Source organism: Amycolatopsis sp. NPDC033938 (assembly GCF_055575975.1).
Genome location: NZ_JBVIRO010000030.1, coordinates 48,357 through 65,439 on the forward strand (window position 1 = coordinate 48,357; position 17,083 = coordinate 65,439).

The following is a 17,083-nucleotide window of genomic DNA, read 5'->3' on the forward strand; positions in this document are numbered from 1 at the left end:
CGCCGTGTCGCGACCGAGAGCTTCGAGCCTGAGATCACTGCTGCCCGGACGTGACGATCTGCGCACCCTCGCCCGTGCTCCCCGGCGTGATCTCATGGCGGGCCTCACCGTCGCGATCGTCGCACTCCCGCTGGCACTGGGCTTCGGCATCACGTCCGGGCTCGGGGCCGCGGCCGGACTCGTCACCGCGATCGTCGCGGGCTCACTGGCCGCGGTGTTCGGCGGCTCCAACCTCCAGGTGTCCGGGCCGACCGGGGCGATGACCGTGGTCCTGGTGCCGATCGTGGCCACCTACGGGACGGGCGGGGTACTGACGGTGGGCCTGCTCGCCGGCGTGCTGCTGCTTCTGCTCGCCGTCGCCAGGGCGGGCCGGTACATGCGCTACGTGCCGATCCCCGTGGTCGAAGGCTTCACCCTGGGCATCGCCGGGGTGATCGCACTGCAGCAGATCCCCGCCGCACTCGGGGTCGCCGCCTCGGAAGGCGAAAAAGTCGCAGTCGTCGCCGCGAAGGCCGTGGCCGCCTTCGCCGCGCACCCCTCCTGGCAGTCGATCTCGATCACCCTCGGTGTCGCCGCCCTCATGCTGCTCGGCGCGCGATGGCGACCGTCGATCCCGTTCTCACTGGTGGCGGTGGCCCTCGCGACGCTCGCGAGCCAGTTCGCGCAGTTGCCGGTGGCCCGCATCGGCGCCCTGCCCAGTGGCCTCCCCGCGCCGTCACTGGGCTTTCTCGATCTGTCCGCTTTGGGCGCGCTGCTGCCGTCCGCGATCGCGGTCGCGGCGCTGGCCGCGCTGGAGAGCCTTCTTTCCGCCACGGTCGCCGACGCGATGAGCGTCAACGAACGGCACGACCCGGACCGGGAACTGTTCGGACAGGGCCTGGCGAATCTGGTCACCCCGCTGTTCGGCGGGGTACCCGCCACCGCGGCGATCGCGCGCACCGCCGTCAACGTCCGGGCCGGGGCGAGGTCGCGCCTCGCCGCGCTCACGCACGCGCTGGTGCTGGCGGTGATCGTCTTCGCGGCGGCACCGCTGGTGGCCGAGATCCCGATCGCCGCGCTGGCCGGGGTGCTGCTGGCCACCGCCATCCGCATGGTCGAAGCCGGTTCGGTCCGCGCGCTGCTCCGCTCCACCCGCCGCGACGCGCTGGTCCTCGTGCTCACCGCGGCCGCCACGCTGGCGCTGGACCTGGTCACCGCGGTGATCCTCGGCCTCGTCGTGGCCGGGGCACTGGCCTTGCGCGCGATCTCGAAGGCGGCCCGGGTCGAAGAGGTCCCGCTCGATCACGCCGACCACGGGGCCGAGGAACGAGCACTGCTGGACGAGCACATCGTCGCCTTCAGGCTCGACGGCCCGCTGGTCTTCGCCGCGGCCCACCAGTTCCTGCTGGAGCTGTCCGAGGTGGCCGACGTCCGCGTGGTCATCCTCCGGATGTCGCGGGTTTCGGCCATCGACGCCACCGGCGCCCTCGTCCTGCGGGACGCCGTCGAACGCCTCGAACACCGCGGCATCACGGTCCTGGTTTCGGGCATCAAGCCGGGCCACGAAAAGGTACTCGACGAACTCGGTGTCGCGGACCGGCTTCGCGCCGAGGGCCGGGTCTTCCCCGGCACGCCACAGGCCATCGAGTTCGCGCACGCCCTGCTGACGTCACCGTCAAGCGAGGAAAGCGCGAAGCAGTGAAGCGGTGCCTTCGACGTGCTCGGTCATCGCCCGGCGAGCCGCCTCGGAATCCCCGGCGAGGATCGCGTCGACGATGGCCTCGTGCTGGGCGTTGGAGTGCTCCAGGTTCGGTTCGAGCAGCGGGATCATGTCCAGCAGCTGGTTGACCCGCGTCCGCGCGTCGGCCATCGCCGTGGTCAGCGAGCCGGACGCGGTGACCTCGGCGATCGCGAGATGCAGCCGCGAATCCTTGCGCCGGTAATCGCCGAGGTCGGCCGCGGCGGCCTCGGCGAGCGTGCTGGTCAGATGCTGCCGGTCGGCCGGGGTGAGGGAACGCGACGCCGCCATCTCGGCGGCGCCCGTCTCCAGGACGTGCCGCAGGCCGAGCGCGTCCTCCAGGGTGGCGTTGTCGACCTTTCGCCCGTCGGCGGCGGGCGGATCGGGCAGGACGTCGTTGACGAACGTGCCGCCATAGCGCCCGCGCCGCGATTCGACGTAACCGGCGTCGGCCAGCGCGCGGATCGCTTCCCGCAGCGTCACCCGGCTGACGCCGAGCCGGTCGGCGAGCTCCCGTTCCGAAGGCAGCCGCTCCCCCGCGCCCACCACACCGAGCCGGATCGCCTGGAGCAGCCTTTCGACGGTCTCCTCGAAGGCGTTGCCCGCGCGCACCGGGCGGAACAGCGCGTCACCCGCGTTCACGACCGTGCTCGACTCCACCCTTCGAGTTTAGGCCGCCCGCGTTCCGTCCTCTGGATGCGGTAGTTGCACGCAAGCACATCGCGCGGCATGAGTGTCTGTCGATCACACGAGGCGGGAGAGCGGATATGGTCTCCGGGAGAGGAGGACGACGTGGACAACGATGTGAGGTTTACACGAGCCCTGATGAGCATGACAGATGCTGCTCGCCATCTCGGCGTTCCTCAACAAACCTTCCACCGCTGGGCACGAGGCTACCCGCGCGGCGGCCCCCTGCTGCACATCTCCGCAACCGACAGTATCCGCCAGGCAAGTGTTCCCTTCATTGCACTGGCAGAGGCGTGGGTTCTTGAAGGGCTGCGCCAAGCCGGTGTGCGCCCCCAGCGGATCCGCCCCGCGCTGGAGCAACTGCAACGCGAATTCGGGCGAGAGTACGTACTCGTGTCGCCGGCACTCGTCACTGACGGGATTTCAGTGCTGTGGGACTTCTCCAAGACCGAAGCCGGTGCCGGCCTCATCGAGGGACGCTCGGGTCAGACCGTGATTCGCGAGATCGTGCAGGACTACCTCACGTATGTCGGGTTCGGTTCCGACAATCTACCCAACCACCTCAAGCTCAAGGTCTTTGAACCCTCCGCAGTTGCTATTGATCCTTATCGATCCTCAGGGCAGCCTGTATTCGTCGGCTCGGGCGCACGAGTCTCGAACGTAGCCGCGATGCTGAGAGCAGGTGAAGAACCTGCCATCGTCGCCGAAGAGCACGGGATCGGCATCGAAGCCGTCCGGGCCGCCGCACGCGTCCTCCTGGGCCGCGCCGCCTGAGTTCTACCTCGACGAGAACGCCGTTACTCGATCAGTACGGCGTTTCCTCGCCGGGCTTGGCTATCCATGCCATACCCCGCCGGAAGTGTTCGGCACCAGGGCTGAATCACTCGGAGCGGCAGATACCGAATGGCTCGGAAAGATTGCCAACACCGGCTGGGTTGTACTGAATCGTGACGCCAAAATCATGGAGAGGCCTCACGAGCTGAGCGCGTACCGCGCCGCGAAGGTCCACATGTTCTACCTCCCTGGGGAAGCCACTCGTGATCACCTCCTGCACTTGGTGGAGGTCAATCTCCAGGACGTGATCACGTATGCCGCCAGCCGGAATCCCGATGTCTGGAAAATCACCGAACGCGGCGTCGAGCGATTCCCTCTCAAGAAGCGACGGAGCTGAAGGGAGACTCGGCCCCTCCAGCTCCGTGTCAGCACTCGATGACGTTGACGGCCAGGCCGCCGCGTGCGGTCTCCTTGTATTTCACGCTCATGTCGGCGCCGGTCTCGCGCATGGTCTTGATCGCCTTGTCCAGCGTCACGACGTGCGAGCCGTCGCCGCGCATCGCCATCCGCGCGGCGTGGATCGCCTTCGACGCACCGACGGCGTTGCGCTCGATGCACGGGATCTGCACCAGCCCGCCGACCGGGTCGCAGGTCAGCCCCAGATGGTGTTCGACGCCGATTTCGGCGGCGTTCTCCACCTGCGCGGGCGAACCGCCGAGGACCTCGGTGAGCCCGGCGGCGGCCATCGCGCTGGCCGAACCGACCTCGCCCTGGCAACCGACTTCGGCGCCCGAGATCGAACCCGTCTGCTTGAGGATCGAGCCGATCGCACCCGCGGTGAGCATGAACGTCACGATGCCGTCGTCCGAAGACCCGCGGATGAACCGCTGGTAGTAGTGCAGGACGGCGGGGATGATCCCGGCGGCGCCGTTGGTCGGCGCGGTGACGACGCGGCCGCCCGCGGCGTTCTCCTCGTTGACCGCCAGCGCGTACAGGCTCACCCAGTCCATGGCGTACAGCGGATCGCCGACGCCGTCTTCGGCGAGCAGCTTCTCGTGCAACGCCTTCGCCCGGCGCGGCACCTTCAGCCCGCCTGGCAGGACGCCTTCGTGCTCGCAGCCGTTGCGCACGCACTCCACCATGACCTGCCAGATCTCCAGCAGGCCCTCACGGACCTCCTCGCGCGTACGCCAGGAAAGTTCGTTGCGCAGCATGATCTCGCTGATCGGCAGCCCGGTGTCCTCGCAGTGCTTCAGCAGATCCGCACCGGTGCGGAACGGGAACTCCAGCCGCGTCGAGTCCTCGACGACGACGGTGTCGGTCTCGTAGGACTCGTCGCGGACGAACCCGCCGCCGACGGAGTAGTAGGTGCGCTCGCGCAGCACCTTCCCGTCCGCGTCGAACGCCCGGAAGATCATCCCGTTCGGATGCGCCGGCAACGACTTCCGCCGGTGCATGGTGAGGTCGGTGTCCTCGACGAACACGATCTCGTGCTCGCCCCGCACCCGCAGCCTGCCCGATTCCCGGATCCCGGCGATCTTGCCGGGCACCGTGTCGGTGTCGATCTCCTCCGGACGCTCCCCGGACAGCCCGAGCAGCACGGCCTTGTCGCTGCCGTGCCCGAACCCGGTCGCGCCCAGCGAGCCGAAAAGCTCCGACTGGACGCGGGCCGTGGCCGCCAGGTCGCCGTCGGCGGCCAGACCGTCCACAAAGGTCAGTGCCGCCCGCATCGGGCCCACCGTATGGGAGCTGGAGGGACCGATACCGATCGAAAACAGGTCGAAGACGCTGATCGCCATTGATCTGCCCTCCTTCCTATCTGGCCAGCAGTGAGCTGGCTTCCTGTGCTGCGGGGCCTTCGGCGGCGAGGTGGGCGAGGTTCTCCGACAGCGGCTCACCGCGGTGGGCCTTGGTCTGCGCGAACAACCGCCCCGCCCGATACGACGACCGCACCAACGGCCCCGCCATCACACCCGCGAAACCCATCGCCTCCGCCGCGTTCGAGTGCTCGACGAACTCCTCCGGCTTCACCCACCGATCCACCGGATGATGCCGCGGCGACGGACGCAAATACTGCGTGATCGTCAAAATCTCACAACCCGCGTCGACCAGATCCTTCATCGCCGGACCGACCTCGTCCGGCGTCTCACCCATCCCCAGGATCAAGTTCGACTTCGTCACCAGACCAGCCTCACGGGCCTTCGTGATGACCTCCAGCGACCGCGCGTACCGGAAACCCGGACGGATCCGCTTGAAAATCCGCGGCACCGTCTCCACATTGTGCGCCAACACCTCCGGCCGCGACCCGAACACCTCAGCCAACTGATCAGGATCAGCGTTGAAGTCCGGAATCAACAACTCGACACCAGTGCCAGGGTTCAGCGCGTGAATCTGACGCACGGTCTCCGCGTACAGCCACGCACCACCGTCTTCGAGATCATCGCGGGCGACACCGGTCACCGTCGAATACCGCAAACCCATCGCCTGCACCGACTCCGCCACCTTGCGCGGCTCAGTCCGGTCCAACGCCGCGGGCTTACCCGTGTCGATCTGACAGAAATCACAACGCCGCGTGCACTGATCACCACCGATCAGGAACGTCGCCTCACGGTCCTCCCAGCACTCATAAATGTTGGGACAACCGGCCTCCTCACACACGGTGTGGAGGCCTTCACGCTTGACCAGGCCCTTGAGTTCAGTGAACTCCGGACCCATCCGCGCGCGCGTCTTGATCCACGGTGGCTTCTTCTCGATCGGGGTCTGCGCGTTGCGGACTTCGAGCCGGAGAAGTTTGCGCCCCTCGGGGACCGCGCTCATCGGTTGAGGTCCGCGTACAGCGGGTGCTTCTTGGCCAGCAGTTCGACACGGGCGGAGAGCGACTGGCGCAGATCCTCGTCGAAGTCGGGACGCAGCGCCTCGGCGATGATGTCGGCCACCTCGGCGAAGTCCTCGGCACCGAAGCCGCGGGTCGCGAGCGCCGGGGTGCCGATCCGCAGGCCCGAGGTGACCATCGGCGGGCGCGGGTCGAACGGGACGGCGTTGCGGTTGACCGTGATACCGACCGAGTGCAGCCGGTCCTCGGCCTGCTGACCGTCCAAAGTGGAGTTGACCAGATCGACGAGCACCAGGTGCACGTCGGTGCCGCCGGTCAGCACGCGGACGCCCGCTTCGGCGCAGTCCGTGCGCGAAAGGCGGTCGGCCAGGATCTTCGCGCCTTCGAGCACGCGCTGCTGACGCTCGCGGAACTCCTCGCTCGCGGCGACCTTCAGCGCGACGGCCTTGGCGGCGATGACGTGCTCCAGCGGGCCACCCTGCTGACCGGGGAACACCGCCGAGTTGATCTTCTTGGCGAGTTCCTGGCGGCACAGGATGATGCCGCCGCGCGGACCGCCGAGGGTCTTGTGCGTGGTCGTGGTGACAATGTCGGCGTAGGGCACCGGGCTCGGGTGCAGCCCGGCGGCGACGAGACCGGCGAAGTGCGCCATGTCGACCATGACCTTCGCGCCGACCTCGTCGGCGATGCGGCGGAACTCGGCGAAGTCGAGCTGACGCGGGTACGCCGACCAGCCCGCGATGATCAGCTTCGGCTTGTGCTCCTTGGCGAGCCGCTCGATCTCCTCGACGTCGACGATCCCGGTCTCTTTGTCGACATGGTAGGCGACGACGTTGTAGAGCTTGCCGGAGAAGTTGATCTTCATCCCATGGGTCAGGTGACCGCCGTGGGCGAGGTCGAGCCCGAGGATGGTGTCGCCGGGGTTGAGCACCGCGACCATGGCGGCGGCGTTGGCCTGCGCGCCCGAATGCGGCTGGACGTTGGCGTGCTCGGCGCCGAACAGGGCCTTCGCGCGGTCGATCGCCAGCTGCTCGATGACGTCGACGTGCTCGCAACCGCCGTAGTAGCGGCGGCCGGGGTAGCCCTCGGCGTACTTGTTGGTCAGCACCGAACCCTGCGCCTCGAGCACGCCCACCGGGGCGAAGTTCTCCGACGCGATCATTTCCAGGGTCGACTGCTGACGGTCGAGTTCGGCGGCGACGGCCGCGGCGACCTCGGGGTCCACTTCGGACAGGGGTGCGTTGAACATCTCAGCTCTCCTGGGTGAGCACGGCGTAGGCCTGGGCGTCGAGCAGTGCGGGCACGTCGCCGGACAGACGCACCTTCAGGAGCCATCCTTCGGTGTAGGGGTCCGAGTTGATGACCTCGGGGGTGTCCGTTGTGGTCTCGTTCACCTCGACGACCTCGCCGTCCACGGGCGCGTACAGCTCGCTGACGGATTTGGTCGACTCGACCTCGCCGAACACCTCGCCGCCGGTGACCGTGTCACCGACCGAGGGCAGCTGGACGAACACGATGTCACCGAGCGACTCGGCGGCGAAGGCGGTGATGCCCACGGTGGCGACGCCGTCCTCGACGCGCAGCCACTCGTGTTCCTTCGTGTACTTCAGGTCCTGGGGGATGCTCATGGTCGTTCAAGGGCCTTTCAGGCGCGGGAGTAGAAGGGCAGGGCGACGACCTCGACGGGTTCGATACGACCCCGGATGTCGACGGAGAGCTCGGTGCCGGGTTCGCTGTACTCCCGGTCCACATAGGCCATGGCGATCGGGTAGCCCAGGGTCGGCGACAGGGCACCACTGGTGACCTCGCCGATCTCGGTCTCGCCGGACAGGACCGTGTAGCCGTGGCGCGGCGCGCGGCGGCCGGAGCCCTTGAGCCCGACACGCACGCGCGGAACGTCCTTCTTGGACAGTTCCTCGAGCGCGGCCTTGCCGACGAAGTCACCGGGCTTCTCGAACTTGACGACGCGGCCGAGACCGGCCTCGAACGGGCTCAGCTGGAGGCTGAGTTCGTTGCCGTACAACGGCATTCCGGCTTCCAGACGCAGCGTGTCGCGGCAGGCGAGTCCGGCGGGGAGCAGACCGTGCGGCTCGCCCGCGTCGGTCAGGATGCGCCAGACGGCGGGGGCCTCACCGGCCGGGACGTACAGCTCGAAGCCGTCCTCGCCGGTGTAGCCGGTGCGGGCGAGCAGGACGTCGTGACCCTTCACGACGGCCGGGACACTCGCGTAGTACTTGAGCGCGCCCAGGTCGGCGTCGGTGACCGCGCCCAGGATCTCGACGGCCTTCGGACCCTGGACGGCGATCAGCGCGACGTCCTCGGACTTGTTCTCGACGACAGCGTCGAAGCCGGAGACCCGCTCGGCCAGCGCTTCCGCGACCACGTCGGCGTTGCCGGCGTTGGCCACGACCAGGAACTTCTCGTCCGCGAGCCGGTAGACGACCAGGTCGTCCAGCACGCCGCCACTGGCGTCACAGATCATCGTGTAGCGCGCCCGGCCCGGCTTGACGCCGGACAGGTTGCCGACCAGCGCGTAGTCGAGGGTCTCGGCCGCCTGCGGTCCGGTCACCTCGATCTCGGCCATATGGGACAGGTCGAACAGGCCCGCGGCCTCGCGGACCGCCTTGTGCTCCGCCAGTTCGCTGGAATAGCGGATCGGCATCGACCAGCCCGCGAAGTCGGTGAACAGCGCACCCAGTCCTTTGTGGACTCCGTGCAGGGACGTCTCTTTCGACATCAAGTGCCTCAGTTCTCGTAGGCGTTGAGCGGCGGGCAGGAGCAGACGAGGTTACGGTCCCCGCGCGCGCCGTCGATGCGACGCACCGGGGGCCAGTACTTGGCCTTGCGGTTCACCCCGGCGGGGTACACCGCCAGTTCGCGGTCGTACGGCAGGTCCCAGTCGCCGACCAGGGTCTCCGCGGTGTGCGGGGCGTTGCGCAGCGGGCTGTTGTCCGCGGACCAGCGGCCCTGCGCGACGGCGTCGATCTCCGCGCGGATGGCGATCATCGCGTCGCAGAAGCGGTCGATCTCGCCGAGGTCCTCGGATTCGGTCGGCTCGACCATCAGCGTGCCCGCGACCGGGAACGACATGGTCGGGGCGTGGAAGCCGTAGTCGATCAGGCGCTTCGCGACGTCGTCCACGCTGACGCCGGTCTCCTTGGTGAGCCCGCGCAGGTCGAGAATGCACTCGTGCGCGACCAGGCCGTCCTGGCCGGTGTAGAGCACCGGGTAGTGCTGGTTGAGGCGCTTGGCCACGTAGTTCGCGGCGAGGACCGCGACCTGCGTCGCGGCGGTGAGCCCGCCCGCGCCCATCATGCGGACGTACGCCCACGAGATCGGCAGGATCGATGCCGACCCGAACGGAGCGGCGCTGATCGGGCCGACCCCGGTCTCCGGACCGGCCTTCTCCAGCAGCGGGTGGTTCGGCAGGTACGGCGCGAGGTGCGCGCGCACCGCGACCGGGCCGACACCGGGGCCGCCGCCACCGTGCGGGATGCAGAAGGTCTTGTGCAGGTTCAGATGCGAGACGTCGCCGCCGAACTCACCCGGCTTCGCCAGGCCCAGCAGGGCGTTGAGGTTCGCGCCGTCGACGTAGACCTGGCCGCCCGCGTCGTGGACGATCTTGGCCAGCTCGTCGATGCCGTGCTCGTACACGCCGTGCGTCGAGGGGTAGGTGACCATGATCGCGGACAGCGTGTCGCGGTGGGCGTCCACCTTGGCGCGCAGGTCGTCGAGGTCGACGTTGCCCTCGTCGGTGCACTTGACCACGACGACGCGCATCCCGGCCATGACCGCGGAGGCGGCGTTCGTGCCATGCGCGGACGACGGGATCAGGCAGACCTCGCGTGCGGTCTGGCCGTTCGCGTGGTGGTACGCGCGGATCGCGAGCAGACCGGCGAGTTCGCCCTGGCTGCCCGCGTTCGGCTGCAGCGACACCTTGTCGTAGCCGGTGACCTCGGCCAGCCAGCCCGCGAGCTGCTCGACCAGCACGTGGTAGCCCTCGGCCTGGTCCGCGGGCGCGAACGGGTGGATCCCCGCGAACTCGCGCCAGCTGATCGGCTCCATCTCGGTGGTGGCGTTGAGCTTCATCGTGCAGGAGCCGAGCGGGATCATGCCGCGGTCGAGCGCGTAGTCGAGGTCGGACAGGCTGCGCAGGTAGCGCAGCATCGCGGTCTCGGAGCGGTGCGAGTGGAAGACCTCGTGGGTGAGGTACTCGCTCTCGCGGTCGAGACCGGCGGGGAGGGCGCGGGCTTCGGCGGCTTTAGTGTCGACACCGAATGCGTTGAGCACCTTGGCGATGATCGCGGGCGTGGTGACCTCGTCGACGGCGATGCGCACGTGGTCGGCGTCGACCGGGCCGAGGTTGATGCCGTTCTCACGCGCGACGGCGACGACCGCTTCGGCCTGGCCGGGCATGCGGGCGAGGACCGTGTCGAAGAAGCCCTCGTGGACGACTTCGACGCCCCCGGTGCGGAGAGCGTCCGCGAGACCGGCGGCGAGTTCGTGGACGCGCGTCGCGATGCGCTTGAGGCCGTCGGGGCCGTGGTAGACCGCGTACATCGCGGCGAGCACCGCGGGCAGGACCTGCGCGGTGCAGATGTTCGACGTCGCCTTCTCGCGGCGGATGTGCTGTTCACGGGTCTGCAGGGCGAGGCGGTACGCGGGGTTGCCGTCGGCGTCGACCGAGACTCCGACGAGACGGCCCGGCAGTGAACGCTCGAGCCCGGCGCGGACGGCCATGTACCCGGCGTGCGGGCCGCCGTAGCCGAGCGGGACACCGAAGCGCTGCGTCGAACCGGCGGCGATGTCGGCGCCGAACTCACCCGGCGCGGTGATCAGCGTGAGAGCGAGCAGGTCGGCGGCGACGGTGTACAGCGCGCCGGCGGCCTTCGCGGTCTCGGAGATGGCGGAGTAGAAGCCCGCGCCACGCAGCACACCGGAGGCGCCCGGGTACTGGACGACGACGCCGAAGAACTCCTCGGGAAGGCCGGTGAGCAGGTCGCGGACCTCGACCTCGACCCCCATCGCCTCGGCGCGGGTGCGGACGACCGCGATGGTCTGCGGCAGGCACTCGGCGTCGAGGACGACCTTGTTCGACTTCGCCTTCGACACGCGGCGCATCAACATGACGGCCTCGGCGACGGCGGTGGACTCGTCGAGCAGGGAAGCGTTCGCGGTGGCGAGCCCGGCCAGCTCGGAGACCATGGTCTGGAAGTTGAGGAGGGCTTCGAGACGGCCCTGCGAGATCTCCGGCTGATACGGCGTGTACGCCGTGTACCAGGCCGGGTTCTCCAGCACGTTGCGGCGGATGACCGCGGGGGTGACCGTATCGTGGAAGCCGAGGCCGATCATCTGCGTCATCGGCTTGTTGAGCGCGGCGAGCGCGCGAAGCTCGGCGATGGCGTCTTCCTCGGACGCGGCCGGGGGAAGGTCCAGGTCACCGGTGACCCTGATCGCGGACGGCACGGCTGCCTGCACCAGGGCATCGAGACTGCCGTAGCCGACCTCGGCGAGCATCTTGGCCTGCTCGGACTCCGAGGGGCCGATGTGCCGGTCGTCGAAGGACGTACTGGTCAAGGGAGCTCCTTGGGTCAGGCGCCGGATAGACCGGTGCGCTGGGAACTCCCCCTCTGTCATGGCACCTGAGAGTTTCACCGCACGGTAATGCGGCTTTCACCTTGGGTGAGACGCACTTGCGCGCCTGCTTTCCAGAGTGGCCTCGCGGAAGCGGTAGTGGATACCTGAGAGATTCCGGGGAGTTTGCTCCTTCGGTGCCCCACCACGTTCGTGAGGGCTCTCCCGCTCCAGCTCAACGGCCCTGTCTGTAGTTGTGCGCACACCGTACCTGGCGTGTTCGGCGCACGTCTACTTCAGGCAGGACATGTCACTTGCCCCACCCGACGTGACCAGTCGGCGCACACGCGTGATCAGAGGGGCAACACGCGTGATCAGAGGGGTATGACCCTTGTGATCACGCGTGTGTCCCGTCTGATCACAGGTGTCGTCCGTCCAGTCACGCCTACAGCGGCGTGACGTAGGCGCCCGAGATCCCGCCGTCCACCAGGAACTGCGAAGCCGTGATGAACGAGGCGTCGTCGCTGGCCAGGAACGCGACCGCCGCCGCGATCTCCTCCGGTTCGGCGAACCGCCCGACCGGCACGTGCACCAGCCGCCGCGCGGCCCGCTCGGGGTCCTTCGCGAACAGTTCCTTCAGCAGCGGCGTGTTCACCGGCCCCGGGCACAGCGCGTTGACCCGGATGTTCTCCCGCGCGAACTGCACGCCCAGCTCACGGCTCATCGCCAGCACCCCGCCCTTGGACGCGGTGTAGGAGATCTGCGACGTCGCCGCGCCCATCACCGCGACGAACGACGCCGTGTTGATGATCGACCCCTTGCCCTGCCGCTGCATATGCGGCAGCACGGCCTTGCAGCACAGGTACACCGAGGTCAGGTTGACCTTCTGCACCTTCTCCCACGCGTCGATACCCGTGGTCAGGATCGAGTCGTCCTCGGGCGGGGAGATGCCGGCGTTGTTGAACGCGACGTCCACCGAGCCGAAAGTGTCCACAGTGGTCTGGAACAGGGCCTCGACCTGCTCGGCGTCGGTGACGTCGGCCTGCACGAACAGGCCGCCGACCTCGTCGGCCGCCGCCTTGCCCTGTTCCGCCGAGATGTCGCCGATGACGACCTTCGCGCCCTCGCTCGCCAGCCTGCGGGCGGTGGCGAGGCCGATGCCGCTGCTGCCGCCGGTGATGACCGCGACGCGGCCTTCGAAACGCTGAACCATCATTCCTCCGTGCTGATGAAAACATTCTTGGTCTCGGTGAAGGCGTCGAGCGCGTCCGGGCCGAGTTCCCGGCCGAGCCCGGACTGCTTGAATCCGCCGAACGGTGTCCAGTACCGGACGGACGAATGCGAGTTGACCGAAAGGTTCCCGGCTTCGACGCCGCGCGCGACGCGGAAGGCCCGGCCGACGTCGCGGGTCCAGATCGAGCCGGACAGGCCGTACTCGGTGTGATTGGCCATGGTCACCGCGTCCGCCTCCTCCGCGAACGGGACGACCGCCACGACGGGACCGAAGATCTCGTCCGAGGCCAGCGGATGCCGCAGGTCCGGCGGGGTGACGACGGTCGGCGGGAACCAGTAGCCCGGTCCCACCGGCGCGCTTCCCCGGAAGGCCACCGGCGCGGCATCGTCCACATAGGACGACACCTTCGCGTGATGCCCGGCCGAGATCAGCGGCCCCATCTCGGTCATCTCCAGCCGGGGATCCCCGACGACGACGCCGTTCACGGCGGGTTCGAGCAGTTCCATGAACTTCTCGTACACACTCGCCTGCACGAGGATCAGCGACCGCGCGCAGCAGTCCTGCCCGGCGTTGTCGAACACCCCGTACGGTGCCGTGGCCGCGGCCTTCTCCAGGTCGGCGTCGGCGAACACGATGTTCGCGTTCTTGCCGCCCAGTTCCAGCGTCACCCGCTTCACCTGCGCGGCGCAGCCAGCCATGATCTGCTTGCCGACCTCGGTGGAGCCGGTGAAGACGACCTTGCGTACCGCGGGATTGTCCACGAAACGTTGTCCCACCACGGATCCCTTGCCGGGGAGCACCTGGAAGACGTCCTCGGGGATCCCCGCCTCACGGGCGAGTTCGCCGAGCCGGATCGCGGTCAGCGGGGTGAGTTCCGCGGGTTTGAGCACGACGGTGTTCCCGGCGGCGAGCGCGGGCGCGAAACCCCAGCCCGCGATGGGCATCGGGAAGTTCCACGGCACGATCACCCCGACCACGCCGAGCGGTTCGTGGAACGTCATGTTCACCCCGCCGGGCACCGGGATCTGCTTGCCGCTCAAGCGCTCCGGTGACGCCGAGTAGTACGTCAGCACGTCACGGACGTTGCCCGCCTCCCAGCGCGCGTTGCCGATCGTGTGGCCCGCGTTGGCGACCTCCAGCTGGGCGAGGTTCTCGATGTCGGCGTCGACCGCGTCGGCGAAGCGGCGCAGCAGCCGCGCCCGGTCTCCGGGGGCCACCGCACGCCAGGCGGGGAAAGCCGCCTGTGCTCGGGCGATGGCCGCGTCGGTCTCCTCGGCCGAGGTCAGCCCGACCGACCTCACCACCTCTTCGGTGGCGGGGTTGATCACCTCGAACGTGGTCATGCGCGCTCCTTAGCTGCTTCCACAAGTGCCTCGAAAAGCCTGATGTCGTCGGGGTTCTGTTCCGGATGCCATTGGACGCCGAGCGCGAACCCGTCGCCGGGCAGTTCGGCCGCCTCGACGGTGCCGTCGGCCGCCCAGCCGACCGGGACCAGTCCGTCGCCGAGCTTGTCGATCGCCTGATGGTGGTAACACGGCACCTTGGTCTCGGCGCCGAGGATCGACGCGACCCGGCTGCCCTCTGCAAGGGTCACCGTAGTGGTGCCGAAGGTCGCGGGCGCGGGCTGGTGATCCTTGCTGTCCACCGTGTCCGGGAGATGCTGGGTGAGCGTCCCGCCGAGCGCGACGCTGAGCACCTGCAACCCCCGGCACACGCCGAGCACCGGTTTGCCCGCGGCCAAAGCGGACCGCAGCAGCCCGAACTCGAAGGCGTCCCGGTTCGGCCGGAGGTAGGTCGTCGGATGCTGTTCCTGGCCGTACCGTGCCGGATCGACGTCGGCGCCGCCGACCAGCACGAGACCGTCCACAGCGGACACCAGCCGCTCGTGCGCGTCACTCACCGGCGGCAGCAGGACCGGGATCCCGCCCGCCGCGACGATCCCGTCGACGTAGACGCGGTGCAGCAGCGCCGCCTCGGTCTCCCACACCAGGAACTTCGCGGGCTCCAGATAGGACGTGAGACCGATGACGGGTTCAGAGCCGTTCGAAGCCACGGATCCTCTCCCAGTCGGTGACGGCGGCGTCGTAGGCGGTGAGTTCGACCTTCGCCGCGTTCAGATAGTGGTCGACGACCTCGTCCCCGAACGCGGTCCTGGCGAGCTTGCTCCGGTCCAGCAGCTCCGCGGCCTCCCGCAGGGTCGTCGGCACGGTCGGCTTGTCGGAGCCGTAGGCGTTGCCGTGGAACTCCGGTTCCAGCTCCAGTTCGTTCTCGATACCGTGCAACCCGGCCGCGATCAGCGCGGCCACCGCGAGGTACGGGTTCACGTCACCGCCGGGAACGCGGTTCTCGGTGCGGAGCGATTCGCCGTGGCCGACGACGCGGAGCGCGCACGTGCGGTTGTCGGTGCCCCACGCGACGGCCGTCGGCGCGAAACTGCCGGGGACGAAACGCTTGTAGGAGTTGATGTTCGGCGCGAGGAAGTAGGTCAGCTCACGCAACCCGGCGAGCTGACCGGCGAGGAAATGCTCCATCAGCGGGGAGAACCCGCCGGGACCGTCACCGGCGAGCACGGCCTCGCCCCCGGTCGAGCGCAGGCTGACGTGGATATGACAGGAGTTGCCCTCGCGTTCGTTGTACTTCGCCATGAACGTGAGGCTCTTGCCCTCCTGCGCGGCGATCTCCTTGGCCCCGGTCTTGTAGACGCTGTGGTTGTCGCAGGTGGTCAGCGCGTCGGTGTAGCGGAACGCGATCTCGTGCTGGCCGGGGTTGCACTCGCCCTTGGCCGACTCGACGTAGAGCCCCGCGCCGCCCATGTCGTTGCGGATCCGGCGCAGCAGCGGCTCGATCCGCGAGGTGCCGAGCATCGAGTAGTCGACGTTGTACTGATTGGCCGGGCGGAGGCCTTGGTACCGCTTGTCCCACGCGGCCTCGAAGGTGTCGTCGAAGACGATGAATTCGAGTTCGGTGCCGACATAGGCGGCGAGACCGAGCGCGGCGAGCCGGTCGAGTTGCCCGCGCAGGATCTGGCGGGGCGAAGGAGCCACCGCCCCGCCTTGCACCCGTTCGAGGTCGGCGAGGACGAGGGCGGTGCCTTCCTGCCACGGGAGCAGGCGCAGCGTCTCGAAGTCCGGGCGCATGACGAAGTCGCCATAACCGGTCTCCCAGGACGACATGGGGTAGCCGTCGACGGTGTTCATGTCGACGTCGACCGCGAGCAGGTAGTTGCACGCTTCGGTGGCGTGCGGGACGACCTCGTTGAGGAAGTACTCGGCGGCGCAGCGTTTGCCCTGCAGCCTGCCCTGCATGTCGGTGATCGCCACCAGCACCGTGTCGACGGTGCCGTCCTCGACCAGTTCCCGGAGCCGATCCAGCGTGAGCATGCCGCGCCTGTTCGCCATCAGCCTCACCTAAAGGTTCGAAGCGGTACCTTTGCGGCTTCTTCCTACCGGGTCAGCCCGGTAAGGTCAACTCGGTCAATGGTCTAGTTCGTTATCCATTGCGGACTGTAGTTGATCCCTGGGCGGATTGTCTGTGATGCCCGGCTGAGAAGATGCTGTGAATCCCGCCGTATCGGGAGGAGATCCGCACATCCGGAACGTTGTACGGATCAAGAGAGGTGAGAAGGAATGACACAGGCATTCACGCAGCAGACCACGTTCACCGAGCCCCAGGGACGGGCTCAGCTCCCGACGCTGCCCAGCGGGTGGCCGATCGGCTCGTACGAGTCGTACTCCGAAGCGCAGCGTGCCGTCGACCACCTCGCGGGAACGGACTTCCCGATCACCGACGTCACCATCGTCGGTGTCGAACCGATTCTGGTCGAGCGGGTCGCCGGGCGGATGAGCTGGAGCAAGATCCTGACCAGCTCGGCGCTGGCGGGCGCGATGTTCGGTATGGTCCTCGGCCTGGTGCTGAGCCTGCTGAACCCCGGCGCCGGACTGGTGCCGATCTTCGTCGGCCTCGTCGGCGGTATCGGGTTCAACCTGCTGTTCGGCGCGCTGGGGTACGCGACTTCGAAGAACAAGCGCGGGTTCATCTCGCAGAGCCAGCTGGTCGCCCGGCGCTACGACGTCCTGGCCCAGCCGCGCAACGCCGAGAAGGGCCGCGCCCTGCTGGCCGATCTGGCCGCCAGGAGCGCGTTCACCCACTGACCCATAACGGTCGCGAGTGGTAATGACGGTTCTGGCCAAGGGTGTGTCAGGTACCTACGGCGGGTGGGTCCGGTGACGGCCGGGCCGTGAAGGACTCCTTGAGGGACCCAGAG

Annotated in this window: 15 protein-coding genes and 1 riboswitch; of the genes, 4 read left to right on the forward strand and 11 right to left on the reverse strand. The window is 68.3% G+C overall.

Annotated features, from left to right (window positions below):
* Positions 1-4: 4 nt before the first annotated feature.
* Complete coding sequence (locus ACZ5ZX_RS39840; protein ID WP_465507178.1) at positions 5-1,681, forward strand: SulP family inorganic anion transporter; 1,677 nt, start codon at positions 5-7, stop codon at positions 1,679-1,681.
* On the opposite strand, the gene ACZ5ZX_RS39845 is transcribed toward ACZ5ZX_RS39840, so the two are convergent.
* Complete coding sequence (locus tag ACZ5ZX_RS39845; RefSeq protein WP_465507179.1) at positions 1,655-2,377, reverse strand: FadR/GntR family transcriptional regulator; 723 nt, start codon at positions 2,375-2,377, stop codon at positions 1,655-1,657. The genes ACZ5ZX_RS39840 and ACZ5ZX_RS39845 overlap by 27 nt on opposite strands.
* Positions 2,378-2,509: 132 nt before the next feature.
* Between ACZ5ZX_RS39845 and ACZ5ZX_RS39850 the strand changes: the two genes are divergently transcribed.
* Both ACZ5ZX_RS39850 and ACZ5ZX_RS39855 read left to right on the forward strand, forming a co-directional pair.
* A complete protein-coding gene (locus tag ACZ5ZX_RS39850) occupies positions 2,510-3,178 on the forward strand; it encodes a DUF433 domain-containing protein (RefSeq protein WP_465507180.1) in 669 nt (222 codons plus the stop codon).
* Positions 3,087-3,575, forward strand: coding sequence for a PIN-like domain-containing protein (locus tag ACZ5ZX_RS39855; protein ID WP_465507181.1), 489 nt, complete (start codon positions 3,087-3,089; stop codon positions 3,573-3,575). The genes ACZ5ZX_RS39850 and ACZ5ZX_RS39855 overlap by 92 nt, the downstream gene beginning before the upstream one ends.
* A gap of 28 nt (positions 3,576-3,603) precedes the next feature.
* Here ACZ5ZX_RS39855 and ACZ5ZX_RS39860 read toward each other — a convergent pair whose 3' ends face one another.
* From ACZ5ZX_RS39860 to ACZ5ZX_RS39905, 10 genes are all read right to left on the reverse strand, one after another.
* Positions 3,604-4,977, reverse strand: a complete 1,374-nt coding sequence (locus tag ACZ5ZX_RS39860; protein WP_465507182.1) for an L-serine ammonia-lyase — start codon at positions 4,975-4,977, stop codon at positions 3,604-3,606.
* 16 nt (positions 4,978-4,993) lie between these two features.
* Positions 4,994-5,995: a lipoyl synthase gene (gene lipA, locus ACZ5ZX_RS39865; protein ID WP_465507183.1), complete on the reverse strand. Its 1,002-nt coding sequence runs from the start codon at positions 5,993-5,995 to the stop codon at positions 4,994-4,996.
* Positions 5,992-7,260 (reverse strand): serine hydroxymethyltransferase, encoded by a 1,269-nt coding sequence (gene glyA / locus ACZ5ZX_RS39870; protein ID WP_465507184.1) that lies wholly within the window; start codon positions 7,258-7,260, stop codon positions 5,992-5,994. The genes lipA and glyA overlap by 4 nt, the downstream gene beginning before the upstream one ends.
* A gap of 1 nt (position 7,261) precedes the next feature.
* Positions 7,262-7,639, reverse strand: coding sequence for a glycine cleavage system protein GcvH (gene gcvH / locus ACZ5ZX_RS39875; RefSeq protein ID WP_465460971.1), 378 nt, complete (start codon positions 7,637-7,639; stop codon positions 7,262-7,264).
* Between the two features lie 17 nt (positions 7,640-7,656).
* Positions 7,657-8,748: a glycine cleavage system aminomethyltransferase GcvT gene (gene gcvT, locus ACZ5ZX_RS39880; RefSeq protein ID WP_465507185.1), complete on the reverse strand. Its 1,092-nt coding sequence runs from the start codon at positions 8,746-8,748 to the stop codon at positions 7,657-7,659.
* A gap of 8 nt (positions 8,749-8,756) precedes the next feature.
* Positions 8,757-11,588, reverse strand: a complete 2,832-nt coding sequence (gene gcvP, locus ACZ5ZX_RS39885) for an aminomethyl-transferring glycine dehydrogenase (RefSeq protein ID WP_465507186.1) — start codon at positions 11,586-11,588, stop codon at positions 8,757-8,759.
* Positions 11,589-11,729: 141 nt separating this feature from the next.
* A riboswitch (glycine riboswitch) is annotated at positions 11,730-11,823 on the reverse strand.
* A gap of 207 nt (positions 11,824-12,030) precedes the next feature.
* The gene (locus ACZ5ZX_RS39890; RefSeq protein ID WP_465507193.1) at positions 12,031-12,798 is read right to left on the reverse strand and encodes a 3-oxoacyl-ACP reductase; all 768 of its coding nucleotides are present in this window, start codon (positions 12,796-12,798) and stop codon (positions 12,031-12,033) included.
* On the reverse strand, positions 12,798-14,162 hold the full coding sequence (locus ACZ5ZX_RS39895; protein ID WP_465507187.1) for an aldehyde dehydrogenase family protein: 1,365 nt from the start codon (positions 14,160-14,162) through the stop codon (positions 12,798-12,800). Before ACZ5ZX_RS39895 ends, ACZ5ZX_RS39890 begins: the two co-directional genes overlap by 1 nt.
* Positions 14,159-14,872 carry a gamma-glutamyl-gamma-aminobutyrate hydrolase family protein gene (locus tag ACZ5ZX_RS39900; RefSeq protein WP_465507188.1) on the reverse strand — a complete coding sequence of 238 codons (714 nt, stop codon included), beginning with the start codon at positions 14,870-14,872 and terminating at the stop codon, positions 14,159-14,161. Before ACZ5ZX_RS39900 ends, ACZ5ZX_RS39895 begins: the two co-directional genes overlap by 4 nt.
* Positions 14,853-16,217 carry a glutamine synthetase family protein gene (locus tag ACZ5ZX_RS39905; RefSeq protein WP_465507189.1) on the reverse strand — a complete coding sequence of 455 codons (1,365 nt, stop codon included), beginning with the start codon at positions 16,215-16,217 and terminating at the stop codon, positions 14,853-14,855. The genes ACZ5ZX_RS39900 and ACZ5ZX_RS39905 overlap by 20 nt, the downstream gene beginning before the upstream one ends.
* Positions 16,218-16,445: 228 nt before the next feature.
* Here ACZ5ZX_RS39905 and ACZ5ZX_RS39910 point away from each other — a divergent pair, with 228 nt between their 5' ends.
* A complete protein-coding gene (locus ACZ5ZX_RS39910; protein ID WP_465507190.1) occupies positions 16,446-16,970 on the forward strand; it encodes a YflT domain-containing protein in 525 nt (174 codons plus the stop codon).
* Positions 16,971-17,083: the final 113 nt, after the last annotated feature.

Coding starts and splice junctions, on each gene's coding strand:
- ACZ5ZX_RS39860 (WP_465507182.1), bottom strand. CDS start 4,977: ATGGCGATCAGCGTCTTCGACCTGTTTTCGATCGGTATCGGTCCCTCC.
- lipA (WP_465507183.1), bottom strand. CDS start 5,995: ATGAGCGCGGTCCCCGAGGGGCGCAAACTTCTCCGGCTCGAAGTCCGC.
- glyA (WP_465507184.1), bottom strand. CDS start 7,260: ATGTTCAACGCACCCCTGTCCGAAGTGGACCCCGAGGTCGCCGCGGCC.
- gcvH (WP_465460971.1), bottom strand. CDS start 7,639: ATGAGCATCCCCCAGGACCTGAAGTACACGAAGGAACACGAGTGGCTG.
- gcvT (WP_465507185.1), bottom strand. CDS start 8,748: ATGTCGAAAGAGACGTCCCTGCACGGAGTCCACAAAGGACTGGGTGCG.
- ACZ5ZX_RS39890 (WP_465507193.1), bottom strand. CDS start 12,798: ATGGTTCAGCGTTTCGAAGGCCGCGTCGCGGTCATCACCGGCGGCAGC.
- ACZ5ZX_RS39895 (WP_465507187.1), bottom strand. CDS start 14,162: ATGACCACGTTCGAGGTGATCAACCCCGCCACCGAAGAGGTGGTGAGG.
- ACZ5ZX_RS39905 (WP_465507189.1), bottom strand. CDS start 16,217: ATGGCGAACAGGCGCGGCATGCTCACGCTGGATCGGCTCCGGGAACTG.
- ACZ5ZX_RS39910 (WP_465507190.1), top strand. CDS start 16,446: ATGACACAGGCATTCACGCAGCAGACCACGTTCACCGAGCCCCAGGGA.